This window comes from Microbacterium sp. EST19A (assembly GCF_019969685.1).
Taxonomy (GTDB): Bacteria; Actinomycetota; Actinomycetes; order Actinomycetales; family Microbacteriaceae; genus Microbacterium.
The window spans coordinates 243,788-262,021 of record NZ_JAHXYZ010000004.1 but is presented as its reverse complement, the minus strand read 5'-3'; the positions used below and the strand labels follow the sequence as shown (position 1 = coordinate 262,021).

General features: G+C 70.3%; 18 protein-coding genes and 1 riboswitch. Of the genes, 4 read left to right on the top strand and 14 right to left on the bottom strand.

Annotation, left to right across the window (positions count from 1 at the left end):
• The 3 genes from LC452_RS20240 to LC452_RS20230 all read left to right on the top strand — a co-directional run.
• Positions 1 to 193: hypothetical protein (locus tag LC452_RS20240; protein ID WP_223628576.1), on the top strand; the 193-nt coding region annotated here is incomplete at its 5' end.
• 270 nt (positions 194 to 463) lie between these two features.
• A complete protein-coding gene (locus tag LC452_RS20235) occupies positions 464 to 889 on the top strand; it encodes a HEAT repeat domain-containing protein (RefSeq protein WP_223628575.1) in 426 nt (141 codons plus the stop codon).
• The gene (locus LC452_RS20230) at positions 886 to 2,193 is read left to right on the top strand and encodes a CoA transferase (protein ID WP_223628573.1); all 1,308 of its coding nucleotides are present in this window, start codon (positions 886 to 888) and stop codon (positions 2,191 to 2,193) included. The genes LC452_RS20235 and LC452_RS20230 overlap by 4 nt, the downstream gene beginning before the upstream one ends.
• On the opposite strand, the gene LC452_RS20225 is transcribed toward LC452_RS20230, so the two are convergent.
• From LC452_RS20225 to LC452_RS20210, 4 genes are read right to left on the bottom strand one after another with little or no spacing between them, the layout of a single operon-like run.
• On the bottom strand, positions 2,178 to 2,972 hold the full coding sequence (locus LC452_RS20225; RefSeq protein WP_223628572.1) for a DUF4184 family protein: 795 nt from the start codon (positions 2,970 to 2,972) through the stop codon (positions 2,178 to 2,180). The genes LC452_RS20230 and LC452_RS20225 overlap by 16 nt on opposite strands.
• Positions 2,973 to 2,980: 8 nt before the next feature.
• Positions 2,981 to 4,279 (bottom strand): tyrosine--tRNA ligase, encoded by a 1,299-nt coding sequence (tyrS, locus tag LC452_RS20220; RefSeq protein ID WP_223628571.1) that lies wholly within the window; start codon positions 4,277 to 4,279, stop codon positions 2,981 to 2,983.
• Positions 4,280 to 4,307: 28 nt separating this feature from the next.
• Entirely contained in the window at positions 4,308 to 5,117 is an 810-nt protein-coding gene (locus LC452_RS20215) for a hypothetical protein (RefSeq protein ID WP_223628569.1), read from the bottom strand.
• The gene (locus LC452_RS20210; protein WP_223628568.1) at positions 5,114 to 5,758 is read right to left on the bottom strand and encodes a SatD family protein; all 645 of its coding nucleotides are present in this window, start codon (positions 5,756 to 5,758) and stop codon (positions 5,114 to 5,116) included. Before LC452_RS20210 ends, LC452_RS20215 begins: the two co-directional genes overlap by 4 nt.
• Positions 5,759 to 5,817: 59 nt before the next feature.
• On the opposite strand from LC452_RS20210, the gene LC452_RS20205 reads away from it, so the two are divergent.
• The gene (locus tag LC452_RS20205; protein ID WP_223628566.1) at positions 5,818 to 6,405 is read left to right on the top strand and encodes a DUF1349 domain-containing protein; all 588 of its coding nucleotides are present in this window, start codon (positions 5,818 to 5,820) and stop codon (positions 6,403 to 6,405) included.
• Positions 6,406 to 6,424: 19 nt separating this feature from the next.
• On the opposite strand, the gene argH is transcribed toward LC452_RS20205, so the two are convergent.
• From argH to LC452_RS20155, 10 genes are all read right to left on the bottom strand, one after another.
• On the bottom strand, positions 6,425 to 7,855 hold the full coding sequence (gene argH / locus LC452_RS20200; protein WP_223628564.1) for an argininosuccinate lyase: 1,431 nt from the start codon (positions 7,853 to 7,855) through the stop codon (positions 6,425 to 6,427).
• A complete protein-coding gene (gene argF, locus LC452_RS20195) occupies positions 7,855 to 8,784 on the bottom strand; it encodes an ornithine carbamoyltransferase (RefSeq protein WP_223628562.1) in 930 nt (309 codons plus the stop codon). The genes argH and argF overlap by 1 nt, the downstream gene beginning before the upstream one ends.
• Entirely contained in the window at positions 8,781 to 9,986 is a 1,206-nt protein-coding gene (locus tag LC452_RS20190) for an acetylornithine transaminase (RefSeq protein ID WP_223628560.1), read from the bottom strand. Before LC452_RS20190 ends, argF begins: the two co-directional genes overlap by 4 nt.
• Positions 9,983 to 10,900, bottom strand: a complete 918-nt coding sequence (gene argB, locus LC452_RS20185; RefSeq protein WP_223628558.1) for an acetylglutamate kinase — start codon at positions 10,898 to 10,900, stop codon at positions 9,983 to 9,985. Before argB ends, LC452_RS20190 begins: the two co-directional genes overlap by 4 nt.
• Positions 10,897 to 12,054, bottom strand: coding sequence for a bifunctional glutamate N-acetyltransferase/amino-acid acetyltransferase ArgJ (gene argJ / locus LC452_RS20180; protein ID WP_223628556.1), 1,158 nt, complete (start codon positions 12,052 to 12,054; stop codon positions 10,897 to 10,899). The genes argB and argJ overlap by 4 nt, the downstream gene beginning before the upstream one ends.
• A complete protein-coding gene (argC, locus tag LC452_RS20175) occupies positions 12,051 to 13,115 on the bottom strand; it encodes an N-acetyl-gamma-glutamyl-phosphate reductase (protein WP_223628554.1) in 1,065 nt (354 codons plus the stop codon). The genes argJ and argC overlap by 4 nt, the downstream gene beginning before the upstream one ends.
• 240 nt (positions 13,116 to 13,355) lie before the next feature.
• Entirely contained in the window at positions 13,356 to 15,506 is a 2,151-nt protein-coding gene (locus LC452_RS20170) for a bifunctional hydroxymethylpyrimidine kinase/phosphomethylpyrimidine kinase (protein ID WP_223628553.1), read from the bottom strand.
• The gene (thiM, locus tag LC452_RS20165) at positions 15,503 to 16,351 is read right to left on the bottom strand and encodes a hydroxyethylthiazole kinase (protein WP_223628551.1); all 849 of its coding nucleotides are present in this window, start codon (positions 16,349 to 16,351) and stop codon (positions 15,503 to 15,505) included. The genes LC452_RS20170 and thiM overlap by 4 nt, the downstream gene beginning before the upstream one ends.
• A riboswitch (TPP riboswitch) is annotated at positions 16,343 to 16,436 on the bottom strand. It overlaps the preceding gene by 9 nt.
• Positions 16,437 to 16,442: 6 nt before the next feature.
• Complete coding sequence (locus LC452_RS20160; RefSeq protein ID WP_223628549.1) at positions 16,443 to 17,411, bottom strand: NAD-dependent epimerase/dehydratase family protein; 969 nt, start codon at positions 17,409 to 17,411, stop codon at positions 16,443 to 16,445.
• A gap of 59 nt (positions 17,412 to 17,470) precedes the next feature.
• Complete coding sequence (locus LC452_RS20155) at positions 17,471 to 18,190, bottom strand: DUF402 domain-containing protein (protein ID WP_223628547.1); 720 nt, start codon at positions 18,188 to 18,190, stop codon at positions 17,471 to 17,473.
• Positions 18,191 to 18,234: the final 44 nt, after the last annotated feature.

Genomic DNA, 18,234 nt, shown 5'->3' with positions numbered 1-18,234 from the left:
AGCCGAAAAACGACTGAACGAGGATAATTTGGCATTTGACAAGTGCACGCTGTTGAGTTCTCAAGGATCGGATGCTCCCACGACCCAGTCATCACAACCAGGCCCGCAGGGCAACTTCTCTATCTTAGCCATCCCGACCCGCTTGTCAAACCAGCGCGCCGAGCGGATCTTCGATCCGCTGCGCAGCCGTTGACAGCCGCAGAAGGGGTGGACCTCCCATCCTAGACGCAAGCGCCTGATCTCTCAAGTGAGAGTGGATCGGGAGTGGTTCTCCGCTTGAGGGGGGTGAAGCTCGGGGCTTCTCCGCTTCCCTGTGGGGTGAACAAGTAATAAGTTACGGGGATTCCGGGGTTCTGGCAAATCGAGGGCGCACCCCCGGGCGTGTCGTGCGCACGCGCGAGCGGCATTCCGCCGGGTCAGGCCCGTTTTCCGGCCCACGAGCGCGCGGGAGTACGATCGCGCCATGCTCGCACTCCCCGATCGGCGCCTTCACCCGCGGGAGTGCGTGCGCCTCGCCGCCGACGTCTTCGGACACGATGTCGTCGTGAGCTGGAGCGAGGGGCTTCTGTCCGGCGACATCGACGGTGCGGATCCTCACTACCCCGACATCTCCTGGCTCACGGGCACTCCGGGGTGGCCGGCATACTGGGCTCGGGTCTGGGGCGCGCGTGCTCTCCTCCACCTCGGTCCCGCTCATCCGGAGACCGTGCTCAGCGCGACGAGCGACGAGTCGTGGCGTGTGCGCGAGATGGCGCTCAAGGTGGTCGCCGCCCACCGCCTTCCCGACCCGGCCGGCATCATCGACGCTCTGGTCGACGATCCGGTCGAGCGCGTCCGAGTCCAGGCCTGGCGAGCCCTCGGCCGTCCGGCAGGCGAGGCTCCCGCATGAGCGCCGGTCGTGAGCTGCTCTCCCGCGTCTGGGCCGAGCTCGAGGCAGACCCTCGCGTCCTCGACGATGTCGTGGATCGGTCCGTTTCCGTGCCGCTGCCTTCCCGCCTCTCGACGGGAGGGCTCGCCGGGGCGAGCGTCGGCGCCGCAACACTCGCCGCCGGTCGGCCCCCGTCGTCTCTCGATCCCGACCGCATCGCCGTCGCCTACCGGAGCGACCGCGTGCTCACGATCGACGGGGCCGCTCCCCCGGTGTGGTCGCCGTTCTCCGGTTTCTGGCGCGCCGCCGACGGTTGGATCCGCACGCACGGGAACTATCCGCACCACGCGGCGGGCCTGCGCACCGGATTGGGCCTGCGCGACGACGCCGATGCCGAGCAGGTGCGCGATGCCGTCGCCGAGCGAGCAGGCGCAGAGGCCGTTGCCGCGATCGTCGCCGCGGGAGGTCTCGCCGTGCCCGTGCTTCGCGACGACCCCGACGATGACGGTGCACGACGACGCGCTCCTCTCCTCGACATCGGACGAGCCGAAACCCCGGACGGTCTTCGCCGTTCCGTCGCGGGCTCTGCGGGGCTGCCACTCGACGGCATCCGGGTGCTGGACCTGACTCGTGTCATCGCAGGTCCCGTCTGCACCCGTACGCTGGCGCTGCTCGGCGCCGACGTGCTCCGCATCGATCCGCCCGAGCTGCCGGAGCCGGAGTGGCAGCATCTCGACACCGGTCACGGCAAGCGATCTGCGCTGCTCGATGCCCGGTCCGACCGGATCCATGAGCTCCTCGCCGAAGCGGATGCCGTCGTGCTGGGGTATCGGCCCGCCGCCCTCGAACGTCTCGGTCTCGGCATCGAAGCCCTCAGGGAGAGACATCCGGGAGTCGTGGTCGCACAACTCAGCGCGTGGGGCGCGGATCTCCCGGATCGAGCAGGGTTCGACAGCCTCGTCCAGGCCGAGTCGGGTATTGCGCTCGTCGAGTCGCCGGACGGCGACCGACCAGGCGCCTTGCCGGCACAGGCGCTCGATCACAGCGCGGGCTACCTCCTGGCCGCCGCCGTCACCACGTTGCTGCATCGTCGCGCGGTCGAAGGCGGCTCGTGGAGCGTGCGGACGTCGCTGCGCCGTGTCGCCGCCGAACTGCTCGGGATGCCACGCCGCGAGGAACCGGCTCCCGAGGTCGCCATCGACCTGTCGCGGCACACCGCCCGTTTCCTCGTCGGCGGCAGCCAGCTGGAGACGGCGCGACCGGCGATCCCTGGCCTCGAGTTCGCGGCGCCCCACCCCTGGGGACGGGATCAGCCCCGCTGGTGACGGCCGCCGCGCAGGGCGAGTACGATGCACAGCACCAGCGTGATCGCACCCCATACGGCGCACGCCGGCGGAAGCACCCGATACGCGAGATGCTGAGGCGTGAACTCCGCGTCGAGCGGGCCGAGCACGATGAGTCCGAGGACCCACGCAGTGATCAGGATGATCGGAAGCGACAGCCACCACGCCACCCGCATCCCGTGCGGCAACTGCGGAGTCACGGCAGGACGCGGGCCGTGCCGGCGCAGCCACAGCAGTCCCCAGACGCCGATGATGGCGAGTCCGAGCACGCTGGATCCGTGCTGCAGCCACTTGAAGCCGGTGAGCGGACCCCACTGCGCATCGAGGGCGGGAAGCAGCTGCACGCCCCAGCGCCCCTCATGCGTGAACTGGTCCCAGACGATGTGCGAGAGCACTCCGAGGATGAGCGAGACCGCGAGCAGCAGAGGATAGAGGCGCTTCTCCCCCGCGCCCACAGCCCGCCCGGCGGCAAACATCCCGCCCTCGTCCCATTCCTCGGGGAGGCGTGCCGCGAGCCATCGTGGGGACAGCTCCGGCACCGCAGGGCGCAGCACGGCGCGCCACACGACGAACAGCACGAACGCGAGCGCGGCCGTCCATACGACGTTCGCGAACGTGTGGGTGAACGAGTAGTTCAACCCGACGCCGCGCACGAAGAGCGGGAGATCCGGGGTCATCGCGCCGATCGCGATCGCCGCCGGCACCAGCGGCGTGCGGATGAACGGCAGCGCGACGACCGCGTGGCTCGGCGTGAACGGCACCGGCGCGCTCAGCCGATGAAGACGCCGGCGAGAGTCTTCTTGCCACGGCGGAGCACGGAGACTCCCCCGGGAAGCGCACCCTGGATGAGCGCCGTCTCGTCGACCCGGAAGCCGTCGAGCGACACACCACCCTGGCTGATCGCGCGCCGCGCCTCGGAGAGGCTCGACACCAACCCGGTCGTGACCAGCGCATCGAGCACGGGCGTGCCGGAGGCGACGGTCGCATTCGGCAGCTCCTCGAGCGCGGTGCGCAGCGTGTCGGCATCCAGCGCGGACAGGTCGCCCTGACCGAACAGCGCCTCGGATGCCGCGATCACGGCGGCGGCCGCATCGATGCCGTGCACCGTGGCGACGACCTCGAGAGCGAGACGCTTCTGTGCGGCACGGCGGAACGGCTCGGACTCGACGAGCGCCGCGTACTCCTCGATCTCGGCACGGCTGAGGAACGTGAAGATCTTCAGCCGTTCGATGACGTCGCCATCTGCGGTGCTCAACCAGAACTGGTACATCCGGTACGGGCTGCACATCTCGGGATCGAGCCAGATCGCGTTGCCCTCGCTCTTGCCGAACTTCGTGCCGTCGCTGTTCGTGATCAGCGGCGTGCCGATGGCGTGCGCGGACGCTCCCTCGGCACGACGGATGAGGTCGGTGCCGCTGGTGAGGTTGCCCCACTGGTCGGATCCGCCGGTCTGCAGCACGCAGTCGTACTGGCGGTACAGCTCGAGGTAGTCCATGCCCTGCAGGATCTGGTAGCTGAACTCGGTGTAGCTGATGCCTTCGTCGGACGCGAGACGCGCGGCGACGGCATCCTTCTTCAGCATCGTGCCGACCCGGTAGTGCTTGCCGATCTCGCGCAGGAAGTCGATCGCCGACATCGGCGCCGTCCAGTCGAGGTTGTTCACCATGCGCGCGGCGTTGTCGCCCTCGAAGCTGAGGTAGCGCTCGACCTGGGCGCGCAGTCGATCGACCCATTCCGCGACGGTCTCGCGCGTGTTGAGCGTGCGCTCCGCCGTGGGCCGGGGATCGCCGATGAGACCGGTGGATCCGCCGACCAGGCCCAGAGGCTTGTGCCCGGCGAGCTGGATGCGGCGCATCGTGAGCAGCTGCACGAGGTTCCCCAGGTGCAGGCTCGGCGCCGTCGGATCGAACCCGCAGTAATACGTGATGGGGTCTCCCGCGAGAAGGGCGCGGAGCGCCTCCTGGTCGGTGGACACGTGGACAAGCCCGCGCCACAGCAGTTCGTCCCACACGTTCTCGAACGTGGGGTCGATCGCCGGCGTCGCGGTCGTCAGAGCGGGAGTTGACACGCGCTCCAGGCTATCAGCGCGCCACGTCTCAGCTGTGCGCCGCCCACCAGACGAGGAACGCGGCGCTCAGCGCGATCACCCAGCTGACGAGGCTGCCGACGAGGAAGTACTCGGCCCGTGCTCCGGTCTCGCCGTCGCGGGAGATCTCGGGGAAGCGGACGATGCCCTTCGCCGCGAGCATCGCCGCCAGCACGGGATAGGCGGCGGCGAGAGTGAGGATCATCACGATCGTGCGCTCGAGCGGGCCGATCAGACGTCCGCCCTTGAAGCCGCCCCGAGGATCGGCGGGCTTCGTCGGTGCCGCATCGACAGCGGCATCCGACCCGTCGCCGACCGGCGGAACCAGCGGGACCGGAGTCGTGGGCTCCGGGACGACGGGAGCGGCCGGCTCCGGGTCGGAGGGACGCCAGGTGTGCTCGCCGTCGAGCGCCGCGCGCACCACGAGATTGGATGATTCCAGGAGGAAGACGCCCGCGCCGAGGACCAGCATCGCCAGGTCGAAGGAGACGTCGCCGAAGGGCGACCGCAGGCTCCAGACATCGCCGATGAGTCCGGCATCCGCTCGCGCGCCGAGCCACACCACCGCACCGACGCTCACGAGGCCGAGGATCACCGCGGGCCAGAATCCCAGCGGCGCACGCCGCTCGTCGGGCATCGACCACACCCAGAGCGCGCCCACGACGAGGGCGGCGATCATGGGCAGGAGTGCGTCGCTGACACTGCCGAGCAGGAGCAGCAGCACGGCGACGGTGAGGTACCCGATCCAGCGGCGGGGAGCGAACTGGCGCACCAGGTCGACGGCGCCGACGGCGAGGAGCACGAAGCCGGCGATGATCATGCGGCTCCTCCTCGCAGCGCGGACACGCCTTCGAGAAGCGCGGCGGCCCCCGCACTGCGCAGCGATTTCGAGACGCTCGGCTGGGAGATGCCCTCCTCCTCGGCGAGCTCGTGCTGCGACCGGCCGATCAGGCGGCCGTAGGTCAGGCGGCGTTCCCGCTCGCTCATCGCGCCGACCAGCTCGTCTCGGACGAGGAGGTAGGCGTTCGATGCCGCGATCGTGCTCTCCATGACCTCATCCTGCCCCGGGGCTCCGACAATCCAGGTGCGCGCTCGCGGTATGGCGCGGCCTTCCCGGGAATGCACGGTGTCGATGGCTGCCCGGGCGGCATACCACCCCGGGCCGTCGGCGAGCTCGCCGTGCACGGACTCGACGGCCGAGACCTCCCCCACGCCGATGCCGAACCGGAAGCCGATCCCGTCGGGCAGACGCAGCTGGATCATCAGCAGCGAGATCATCGCCTCGCCGAGGTCGCGGTAGACGCCCTGCTGCTCGTCACCGACCGTGGGCGTGAGCGGCCGGGTCGCGAGCGGAAGATCGGCTTCGACCCTGGCGATGGTGTCGTCCAGGATCTGCTGGGCGGCGCTGCGATCGTCGAGCCGGCGAGAGCCCACGATGTCGGCGAGTACGGCGATGACCATGGCATAACCATATCACGCATAACTTCGCTTTATGCCTTCATCGGCTATATATTGATTTCATGCCTGAATCGCACATCATCCCCTGGGATGCCGGAACCTGGACGAACGCCCCGCACACCGCCGTCGCGCACGGCACCGATCTGGAGGTCACCGCTGTCGAGGGCAGCGATGCCTGGCGGCACACCGCCTACGGCTTCGTTCACGACACCGAGCACGCCCTGCTCGCCCCGCTCGCGGTCGGCGAGGCGATGGAGGTGTCGTTCCGTGCGCCGTGGGAAGGGCAGTTCGATCAGGCCGGCCTCTTCGTCCGCATCGACGACGAGCACTGGATGAAAGCCGGTGTCGAATACGCCGACGGACACCTCGGCCTCGGCGCCGTCGTCACCGCCGGCGGCTCGGACTGGTCGGTCGGACACGTCGACGAGTGGCTGCACAGCGAGATCACCGTGCGCGTGAGCCGGTGGGCGGATGCCCTGATCGTCCGCGCCCGCGCCGACGACGGACCCTGGCGCCTGGTCCGGGTCGCCCCGTTCGACGGCGACGCCGCCGCATCCGCCGGTCCGCTCCTCGCCGCCCCGACCCGCGCGGGACTCGCCGTGCGGTTCACCCGGTGGGTGGGCTCGGAGGCCGACACCGACCTGCACTGAGTCTGGACGGACCCGGGCCTTACAGCCCGAGGGCGTGGGCCGCGGCCTGGGCCCGTGCCACGAGTTCGGCCCGCTGCTCGGTCACGCGCACCGGAGCGGTTCCTCCGACACCGGTGCGCGACGCGACGGAGCCCTCGATCGTGAGGACCTCCCGCACGGCCGGCACGAGGTGCGACGACACCGAGAACAGCAGCTCGTCGGACGCGTCCTCGAGCCCGATCCCCTGCTTCTCGCAGGCACGCACGAGTGCACCCGAGATCTCATGGGCGTCGCGGAAGGGAACGCGCTGCTTCACGAGCCACTCGGCCACATCGGTCGCAAGCGAGAAGCCCTGCGGTGCGAGTGTCGCCATCCGCTCCGTGTCGAAGCGCAGGGTCGCGATCATGCCGGCGAAGGCCGGGAGCACGACCTCGAGGGTCTGCACCGAGTCGAAGACGGGCTCCTTGTCCTCCTGCAGGTCGCGGTTGTATGCGAGCGGCAGGCCCTTGAGCGTCGCCAGCAGTCCGGACAGGTTGCCGATCAGTCGGCCGGACTTGCCGCGGGCGAGCTCGGCGATGTCGGGGTTCTTCTTCTGCGGCATGATGCTCGACCCGGTCGAGTAGCCGTCGTCGAGCGTGACGAAGCCGAACTCGCGCGTGTTCCAGAGGATGATCTCCTCGGCGAGGCGCGAGATGTCGACTCCGGTCATCGCCGTGATGAACGCGAACTCCGCCACCACGTCGCGCGCGGCCGTCCCGTCGAGGGAGTTCTCCGCCGGACGGTCGAGTCCGAGCTCGCTCGCCACGAGCGCCGGGTCGAGACCGAGCGTCGAGCCGGCCAGCGCTCCCCCGCCGTAGGGCGAGACCCCCGCGCGGCGACGCCAGTCGACGAGCCGTTCGAGCTCGCGCACGAGCGGCCAGCCGTGAGCCTGCAGGTGGTGGGCCAGCAGCACCGGCTGCGCGTGCTGCAGGTGCGTGCGTCCGGGCAGGATCGCCTCGGGGTGCGCCTCGGCCTGCGCGACGAGAGCGTCGATGACACGCAGGATGTCGCGGGCGATCACCCGCGCGTGATCGATCAGGTACATGCGCACGAGAGTCGCGATCTGGTCGTTGCGGCTGCGGCCGGCACGGAGCCGCCCGCCGAGTTCCGGCCCGAGCTCCGCGATCAGCGCCTGCTCGAGCGCGCCGTGCACGTCCTCATCGGTCGGAACCGGGAGGAGCGTGCCGTCGGCGACCTTGCGCGCCACGGCATCCAGCCCGGCGTGCATCTGCTCGGCCTCCTCGGGCTCGAGATACCCCGCCGCCGCGAGCGCCGTCGCGTGCGCGTGCGAGCCGGCGATGTCGTACGGCGCGAGGATCCAGTCGAAGTGGGTGGAACGGCTGAGCTCCACGAGCTCCGGTGCCGGACCGGTGGCGAAGCGGGCACCCCAGAGCGCGCCCTCGTTCGTGCCTTCGTGCGTGGCGTCGGTCATCAGGAGTCCTTCTTGCCGAGCAGCCAGACCAGCAGCGCCTTCTGGGCGTGGAGGCGGTTCTCCGCCTCGTCCCAGACCACGCTCTGCGGGCCGTCGATGACGTTCGAGTCGACCTCGTAGCCGCGATCCGCCGGGAGGCAGTGGATGAAGATGGCCTCCGGGTCGGCCAGCTGCATCGTCTCCGGCGTCACCTTGTACCCGCCGAGATCGCGGATGCGCGCGAGCTTCTCCTCCTCCTTGCCCATCGACACCCACGTGTCGGTGACGACGACATCGGCGCCGGCGGCCGCCTCGACGGCGTCGGTGTAGAGCGCGATCGAACCGCCGGTCTCGGCGGCACGGCGATCGGCCGCCTCGATCACGTCGGCGCGGGGGGCGTAGTCCGCGGGAGACGCGATGCGGACGTGCATGCCCGCCGTCACGCAGGCGAGCGCGTACGAATGCGCCATGTTGCTCTGACCGTCGCCGAAGAAGGTGAGCGTGAGCCCCTTCAGCTCGCCCTTGTGCTCGCGGATCGTGAGCAGGTCGGCCAGGAGCTGGCAGGGGTGGAAGTCATCGGAGAGCGCGTTGATCACGGGAACGCGGGTCCCCTCCGCCATCTCCTCGAGCCCCGCCTGCGCGTATGTGCGCCAGACGATCGCCGCGACCTGCCGCTCGAGCACGCGCGCCGTGTCGGACGGGGTCTCCTTGCCGCCGAGCTGACTGTTCGCCGTCGAGATGATGAGCGGAGAGCCGCCGAGGTCGGCGATGCCCACCGCGAACGACACCCGCGTGCGGGTCGAGGACTTGTCGAAGATCACGGCGACGGTCTGCGGCCCCGCGAGGCTCTTGTCCGCCCAGCGGTCCTTCTTCAGCTCGATGGCGAGATCGAGGATCTCCGCCTGCTCGGCGGGCGTGAGGTCGTCGTCACGCAGCAGGTGGCGGGTCATGCGGATACCTTTCCAGAGACGGATGCCGAGACATCGGCGAGCGCGGCGGTGAACAGTTCGCGGAACTCGGAGAGCTGCTCGTCGCCGATGGTGAGAGCCGGCGCGAGGCGCACGGTCTCGGGGTTGGCGGCGTTCACGATGAGACCGCGCTCCTGAGCCGCGGCCACCACGGCACCCGCGACAGGTTCGGACAGCGCGACCCCGATCAGGAGGCCACGGCCGCGGACAGCGGAGACCAGCGGAGAGTCGATGCCGCTGATCAGCGCACGAAGCTCCTCGCCGCGGCGCGCCGCGTTCTCGACGAGCCCGGCGCGCTCGATCTCGGCGAGCACGGCATCGGCCACGGCGGTGCCGAGCGGGTTGCCGCCGAACGTCGAACCGTGCGACCCGGGGGTGAACAGGTCGCTCGCGGCACCGTACGTGACCAGGGCGCCGATCGGGAAGCCGCCGCCGATCCCCTTCGCGAGGGTGATCGCGTCGGGTGTGATGCCCTCGTGGTTGAATCCGAACCATTCCCCGGTGCGGCCGGCTCCGGTCTGGATCTCGTCGACGATGAGCAGGGCGCCGTGCGCCAGCGTGAGCGAACGCGCGGCGGCGAGGTACCCCTCAGGCAGCTCGACGACACCCGCTTCCCCCTGGATCGGCTCGACGATGATCGCGGCGACCCGGTCGTCGATGGCCGCTTCGAGGGCCTCGAGCGTCGCGGGGATGTGCTCGACGCCACCGGGCATCGGCTCGAACGGCGCCCGCATCGAGGCCTTCGCCGTCATGGCGAGCGAACCCATCGTGCGACCGTGGAATCCGTTCTCCAGCGCGAGGATGCGCGGGCGCTCGGTGCCGCCGTGCAGACGGGCGAGCTTGAAGGCCGCCTCGTTCGCCTCGGCGCCGGAGTTCGAGAAGTAGACGCGTCCGTCGATGCCGGCGCCCGCGAGGCGCTTGAGGCGCGCGGCGAGAGCGAGCTGGGGCGGCGTGGCGAAGTAGTTCGAGACATGCGCCAGGGTCGCCGCCTGCTTCGAGATCGCCTCGACGAACACCGGGTGCGAATGACCGAGAGAGGTCACGGCGATGCCGGCGAGGAAGTCCAGGTAGCGTCGGCCGTCGGCATCCCACAGGTACGAGCCCTCACCGCGCGTGAGCAGCGCCAGCCGATCTCCCGCGTTCTGCACGAGATCGCGTGCCACATCGTCCTGCCAGACGGTCATGCCGTCACCTCCGTCTTTCCCAGAACCACTTCGGTTCCGATTCCCTTGCTGGTGAAGAGTTCGACGAGCACCGAATGCGGCACCCGTCCGTCGATGATCGCTGCCGCGTCGACGCCGCCCTCGACGGCATCGAGACAGGCGCGCATCTTGGGGATCATGCCGGACTCGAGCTTCGGCAGCATCTCGATGAGCTCGACCGCGGTCAGATGCGACACGAGCGAGTCGCGGTTCGGCCAGTCGGCGTAGAGTCCGGGCACGTCGGTCAGCACGACGAGCTTGCGGGCCTTCAACGCCACGGCGAGAGCAGCGGCCGCAGCATCCGCGTTGACGTTGAGCGAGTGCCCCGGGTGGTCGAGGTCGGGCGCGATGCTCGACACCACGGGAACGCGGCCCGCAGCGAGGTGGTCGAGCACGGGCGTCGGATCGACCTCGACGACATCGCCGACACGGCCCAGGTCGACCTCGAGTCCGTCGATGACCACTCCGCGGCGGCGGCCGCCGAAGAGTCCGGCATCCTCTCCGCTGAGTCCGGTCGCGATCGGACCGTGCGAGTTGATCTTCGAGACCAGCTGCGGGTTCACCTGACCGGTGAGCACCATCCGCACGACGCTGATCGCCTCGGTGTTCGTGACGCGATAGCCGCCCTTGAACTCGCTGGGGATCTCGAGCCGCTGCAGCATGTCGGAGATCTGCGGACCTCCTCCGTGCACGACGACCGGCTGCACGCCGACGTTGCGGAGGTACGCGATGTCCTGCGCGAACGCATCCTGCAGCTCGTCCGACACCATGGCGTTGCCGCCGTATTTGATGACGACGATCTGGTCGCGGAACTTCTTCAGCCACGGCAGCGACTCGATGAGGGTGGTCGCCTTCTGCGCGGCGACCTCGGCGGGGGTGTCCTGGATGTCGGTCATGAGGCGTAGGCGCTGTTCTCGTGCACGTAATCGTGGGTGAGGTCGTTGGTGAGGATCGTCGCCGTCGCGTCGCCCGACTTCAGGTCGATCACGAGGTGCGTGGCGCGGGGCGTCAGATCGACCTCCTCGCGGGGCCGGTCGGGGCCGCCCTCGCTGCACACCCGGACACCGTTCATCCACACGTCGACGTCGTACGGATCGAACTGCGCACTGGTGGTGCCGATCGCCGCCAGCACCCGACCCCAGTTGGGATCGTTGCCGAAGATCGCCGCCTTGAAGAGGTTGTTGCGGGCGACGGAGCGGCCGACCTCGACGGCCTCCTGCTCGGATGCCGCGTGCTGCACCTCGATCGTGATGTCGTGGCTCGCGCCCTCGGCGTCGCCCTGCAGTTTCACGGCGAGCTCCTGCGAGAGCTCGGTGAGCGCGGCGGCGAAGTCGTCGAGATCGGGAGCGATGCCGGATGCGCCGTTGGCGAGCAGCGTCACCTGATCGTTGGTCGACATGCAGCCGTCCGAGTCGAGCCGGTCGAATGTCTGACCGGTCGCACGGCGGAGGGCCGCGTCGGCGTCGAGCGGCTCGACGACCGCATCGGTGGTGATCACCACGAGCATCGTGGCGAGTCCGGGCGCCAGCATGCCTGCGCCCTTCGCCATTCCGCCGATCGTCCAGCCGTCTCGCGACACCACGGCGGTCTTCGACACGGAGTCGGTCGTCATGATCGCCTCCGCGGCGGCCTGTCCCCCGTCGGCGCTGAGTTCGGCGATCGCCTGGGTGGTGCCGTCGAGCACCTTGCCGCGGAACACCTCGTCGCCGACGCCGATCAACCCTGTCGAGCAGATCACGACGTCGCCGGCGCTCACGCCGAGGAGCTCGGCCGCCTTCTCGGCGGTCTGGTGCGTGGTCTGGAATCCGAACGCGCCGGTGAAGCAGTTCGCCCCGCCGGAGTTCAGCACCACGGCTTCGACGACCCGGTCGGCGACGACCTGCTGCGACCAGATGATCGGGTTGGCCTTGGCGCGGTTGCTCGTGAAGACGGCGGCCCCGACCTTGCGCGGTCCGCGATTGACGACGACGGCCACGTCGGGCTTGCCGGTGGACTTGAGTCCTGCGGCGACGCCTGCTGCCTCGAATCCTGCGGGGGCGGTGACACTCATGGTGCGACTCCGTTGACTGAGAGGGCGCGGTTCTCGGGCAGACCGAGCGCGATGTTCATGGATTGGACGGCCGCGCCGGCCGTGCCCTTGACGAGGTTGTCGACCGCGGTGACGACGGTCACCCGGTTGGCGGCGCGGTCGATGGCGAGGCCGATCAGCGCGGTGTTCGCGCCGAGCACGTCCGCGGTGCGCGGGAAGTGCCCCTCCGGAAGGAGCTGCACGAACGTCTCGTCGCCGTAGGCGCTCTCCCACGCGTCGCGGATCTGGGCGTCGGTCGCGCCGTCGGCGATCGGCGCCGTCGAGGTCGCGAGGATGCCGCGCGACATCGGCACGATCACCGGCGTGAACGAGATGCGGATGTCGTCCGCTCCTCGGGGCAGACCAGACGGGATGGCCGCGGCGAGCGCCTGACGGATCTCGGGGATGTGACGGTGCGTGCCGCCGACCGCGTACGGGTTGGCGCTGCCGAGGATCTCTCCGGCGAGCAGATTCGTCTTGAGGCTCTTGCCGGCGCCCGATGGACCGACAGCGAGCACGGCGACGATGTCGGACGGGTCGATGACTCCCGCCGCGATGCCGGGCGCGAGGCTGAGGCTCACGGTGGACGCGTTGCAGCCGGGGGCGGCGATGCGGGTCGCACCGCGCAGGTGCTCGCGCTGCTTCACACCGTCGACGAGCAGCTCCGGTACACCGTAGGTCCACGCCTCGTGGAAGTCCCCGCCGTAGAACGCATCCCACGCGGACTGCGACGTGAGACGGTGATCGGCACCCGCATCGATCACGAGCGGTGCATCGCCGAGCGCGTCCGTGTACTGCCCGGACTGCCCGTGCGGCAGCGCCAGGAACACGATGTCGTGTCCGTCGAGGATCTGCGGCGTCGTGTCCTGCAGGGTGAGGTGGGCGAGCGAACGGAGGTGCGGCTGGTGGTCGACGAGCGGCTGGCCGGCGTTCGAGTGGGCCGTCACGGTGCGGATCTCGATGTCGGGATGATCGGCCAGGAGGCGCAGAATCTCGCCGCCTGCGTAGCCGGATGCGCCGGAGACGGCGACGGTATACGTCATGCTTCTACCTTAACGGTCGGGCCCCCGAGGAATCGGGGCCATGGGCGGGGCCGGAGCGGCGACACCGGCACTCGACCGCCGCGCGTGCGCAGGCAGGAATGCGGGGTCGCCTAGAGTCGGCGGCCGCCGCGGCGTCGGCGCACGACGATGACGCTCGGAACGAGCGTGATCGAAGCGGAGACGGCCGAAGGCATGTCGCGACAGTAGCGCGGGCGGAGCGGCATCCGCAAATCCGCGCCGTCACACGACCGGACGGACCTCCAGCGGCGCCGCGAAGAAGGCGAGTTCATGGGCGCTCGACACCTCGAACGCTCGCCGCATCCGCTCCCTGGTCTCGTGGTCTGCCGACGAGGCGGCGGCCGTGACGATATCGATCGCCTGCCGGGTCGCCTCCGCGAAGACCGGATCGGCGTAGGTCTCGAGCCAGGACGCGTACGGATGCCGCGGATCGCGAGCATGGTCTCCGAACTCCCCCGCGTGCAGCCGCCGCCCGAGGTCGGTGTAGAGCCAGAAGCAGGGCAGCAGTGCAGCGACGAGTACACGGTGGTCGCCGCCGAACGCGACGGAGCGCAGGTGGTCGAGATACGCCGTGGTGGTGGATGACGGCTCCGACGCGAAGGTCTCGGCACCGACGCCCTGTGACGGGCTCAACCATGACGCGTGCAGTTCGAGCTCGCCGACGATGGCGCCGTGCGCCGAGTTCGCCCAGAACGCCTGCTCCGCCGAGGACGGCGCGAGCCGCGCCGCCTCGGCCAGCACGCGTGCGTAGTCGCGCAGGTACAGGGCATCCTGCGCCAGGTAGAACACGAAGGGCTCGCGATCGAGGGTCCCGTCGGCGAGCGCGCGGATGAAGGGCAGGTCATCGATCGCGCGACGGATGCCGGCGATGTGCTGCCACCACTCCGCCTCGATCTCGGCGGCCGCCGGGCGTGTGTCGACACCGCCGCGCGACCAGAGACCGGAGAAGTGGCTGACCGGGCCGTGACCGCGTCCGACGCGCAGCGACTCGCCGTTCCGCAGCGACTCCCGCAGCCAGGCACGAGCCGTGCGCACGGCCGTCGGAGCATCTTCCCCCCTCGCGAGTCGAGTGGCGAGGGCCGACGACAGCGAGCAGCCGGTGCCGTGCGTGTTCCGCGTGTCGATGCGGGTGCCGGCGAACTCCTGCCGCCACCCGCGTCGTGCGTCGATCAGGGCGTCCGGCGCGTCGTCACCGTGCAGGTGCCCTCCCTTCACGAGCACCGCAGCCCCGATCTCCGCGGACAGTTCTTCGGCGGCGGCGAGCGCATCCGGCCAATCGTCGAGGTGGCGGCCTGTGAGCACGGCGAGTTCGGCGAGGTTCGGAGTGATCAGGTGCGCGCGGCGGAGGAGGCGGCGCAGCGCGCCCTCGGCCTCAGGATCGAGCAGCCGGTCACCCGAGGTCGCGACCATGACCGGGTCGAGCACGACGATCGGAGGTCGGACGGCGTCGAGCCATGCCCCCACGACACGGATGACCTCGGCGTCGGCCAGCATCCCGATCTTGACGGCGTCGATGACGATGTCGTCCGACAGCGCCTCCAGCTGAGCCCTCAGGAATTCCGCCGGCGGCACGTGCACACCGCGAACGCCCTGCGTGTTCTGCACGGTCAGCGCCGTGATCGCGGCCATGCCGTAACCGCCGTTCGCGGCGATCGACTTGAGATCGGCCTGGATCCCCGCGCCTCCCGAGGGATCGCTGCCCGCGATGCTGAGCACGCGCGGTGCCGCACCGGCGTGCCAGCGCCGACGGAAATCGGCCGCGACCCCGCGCGGATCCTCGGCCGCGCACAGCGCTGACACGACCGCGAGTCCCGCCGCCCCCGCCTCTCGGAGCGCTTCGTTGTCGTCGATGCCGACTCCTCCGATCGCCACGCACGGCAGCGGGCTCGCGGCGGCGAACGCACGGAAGCCCTCGATCCCCAGCGCCGGCGGATGGTCGGGCTTCGTGCTCGTGGGACGGATCACGCCGACCCCGAGGTGGTCGACGGTGCCGGGTGGGAGCGCCAGCACCGCCTCCAGGTGCGCTGGACTGTTCGCCGTCAGTCCGATGAGCGCGTCGGGTCCGAGCACCGCGCGGGCCCGGAGTACCGAGGCATCCCCCTGCCCCAGATGCACGCCGTCCACGCGTGCCCCGCGTTCACGGGCGGTGACGGCGGCATCCAGGCGATCGTTGACGACGAGGAGGGCGCGGCCGTCGATCGCCCGCGAGAGCTCGAGGAGCTGATCGACGATCTCGGCGTCGGTCGCGGACTTGTCGCGCAGCTGCACGATGCGCACTCCCCCGTCGACGGCCTGACGCACGGTCTCGACGACGCCGCGTTCCCCGCACAGGCCCGGATCGGTGACGAGGTAGAGCGAGAGGTCCGCGATCACAGCGTGCCGCCCTCGACGCGGGCCGCGGTGACGAGATCGTCGGGACTCACGGCGGCGAGCGCGTCCAGCAGTGCGACGGCGAAGCTGCCGGGGCCGGACGACGACCGCGCCGCCTGCTCCGCCGCGATCGTGTAGACCAGGCTCGCCGATGCCACGGCGGTGAGCGCGTCGATCCCCGTGGACCTCGCCGCTCCGAGGAACGCGGCCATCACGGCCCCCAGAGCGCAGCCGCCCCCGGTGACCCGGGTGAGCAGCTCGTGACCGTTCGCCAGGCGCAGCACTCGGTCGCCGTCCGTGATCAGGTCGATCGGACCGGAGACGGCGACGACGCTGCCGAACCGTCGAGCGAGGGATGCCGCGCCCTCGGCTGCGGCATCCGTGCTGTCGGTGGCATCCACGCCGCGCCCACCCGCGCTGAGGCCGGCGAGGGCGAGGATCTCGGAGGCGTTCCCCCGCACCGCCGTCGGACGCTGCGCGACGAGCTCGTGCGCGAGGGCAGTGCGGATCGGGAGGGCGCCGATCGCCACGGGATCGAGCACCCACGGCGTCCCGGATGCCGTGGCCCCGGCGACCGCTTCGAGGCTCGCCGTCCGCTGCTCGGGCGTCGGAGTGCCCAGGTTGATCAGCAGCCCCGAGGCGACTCCGGCGAACATCCCCGCCTCGTCGACGATGTCGACCATGGCGGGCGCCGCGCCGACGGCGAGCAGGACGTTCGCCGTGAAGCCCGTGACGACGGCGTTGGTGATGCAGTGCGTCAACGGCGGGGCGTCGCGCAGCACCTCCAGCAGTGTCCCGGCCGAATCGGCGAGGTCGATGACGGATTCCGGACGCAGACGATCGCTCATGGGCGACATCCCTTCGCTAGTACGAACTAGATCAGGTTCGACGGGTCTGTTCTCAGCCGCGGATGCGGCACCCCGTGTCACTGCTCGAAGTCTAGCGACCGAGTTCGGCCAGCAGAGCCCGCTCCTCCGCTCCGGTGAGTCCTGCTCGGCGGTCGCGATCCACTCCGCGGGCACGCTCGTCGGCGACGACCTCCGCGACGGTCTCGGCGAGTGGCCTGAGCGTGCCGCCGGTCCTGTGGAACAGCGTGTTGGAGCGACTCATGAAGCCGGTCATGTCCGCGGGCAGCCAGAGCGGGAGCGAACGCGCCCCCATCCAGTACTCGACGCCCTGCGCGAGAAGCCACTCCTCGGTCGCGACGACCGTCTCGCCCGTATGCCCCGACGCGGCACGCACCGCGTCCAGCACGTCGGCCAGCGGATGCACGTCGCCGATCGTGTTGACCGCGCCGCTCGTCGACGCCGAGACCACGTAGGCGGCGAGGTCGTCGACGTCGATCACCTGCGTGGTGCGGCCGTCGACGGGCGGGAGCAGCACGGGCTGATCACCGGCCCTCGTGAACGCCGCCGCCCAGTAGCCGAACCGGTCGCTCGGGTCTCCGGTACCCACGATGAGCCCTGGCCGCACGATCAGGGCTCGGTCGGCAAGGCGCGCGACGGCATCCTCCGCGGCAGCCTTCTGCGCGCCGTACTCGTATTCGTCCCCGGGTCGGGCGGGCGGATGGCGGGGCGCGGACTCGTCCGCGCCGACCGTCTCGTCATCGGAGTACACCGACATCGACGACACGTACGTCCACCGACCGGCGCGATCGCCGAGCGCATCGACGGCACCCGCGACGTGCGCCGCCTGCGAGGAGATGTCGACCACCTGATCCCAGTCGCGCGTGACCAGAGACGCGTAGACCTCGCGATCGTCGCGATCGCCGCGAACGAGCTTCGCGCCGTCAGGGGCGGCACGCTCCCCCCGGGCGAGGCAGGTCACCGACGCACCGGCATCCAGCCATCGCCGGGCGATCCGCCCCGAGAGCCAGCCCGTCCCCCCGAGGATCAGCACGTCTGTCATGAGTCCATGTCACCAGCATCCGACACCGGAAGGAAGGTCTTCCGCTCAGAGCAGGGAGGTCAGCCCTCTGCTCGCAGCTCGTCGAGTCCCGCCAGCTCAGGCACGGTCCACGTCGGGTCCGGGCGCCAGTCGCGCCACTCGTCGTCGAAGGGCCAGTCCCCCGCTTCGAACGTCGCGATCGCCGCGTCGGCGTGGCGCTCGATCTGCGCGGCCTGCTCGGGACTCAGGCGGCCCTGGTCGATCGCGGCGGCGAGCTCGTCCTCGTCCTTCAGGTGCACGGTCCCGTCGGGCGAGATCTCGACGTCGAGGATGTGGTCCGAGGAGTAGGTGTCATGGTCGGTGCGCAGATGGGCGTTCTCGAGGTTCACGTACCAGCCCGCGAAGGTCCATTCCGGGCCGGACACGTCGGACCAGAACAGCCACACCGACCACGGGAGCCCGGCCGGAGCGATGCGCAGCACGCCGTTGCCCCACCACTCCTCGACGATGCGGGTGCGCTCCTCCAGCCAGCGTCGCGCGAGCGGAACGGTGCGCACCCGCTGCCCGTCCGGGGCTCCCTGCGACTCCTGCAGCGTTCCCGGGGCGAGCCAGGCGACCAGCCCGTGCTCGTCGTCGCGCACCACGCGCATCGGCGAGATCGTCGACGGTTCCCCCGGCTGCCACCCGGGCTTGCGGTAATGCCAGTCGATCTGCGCACCCGGCGGAAGGAAGGGCCCTTCGCCGAGCGGTCGCGCGCCGTCGGGGACGGCTGCCGGAGTGCCCTGGGGGAGGATGCTCATCCCGCCACGCTACTCCGGCGCCGTCACCGTTCGACGGAACGTCG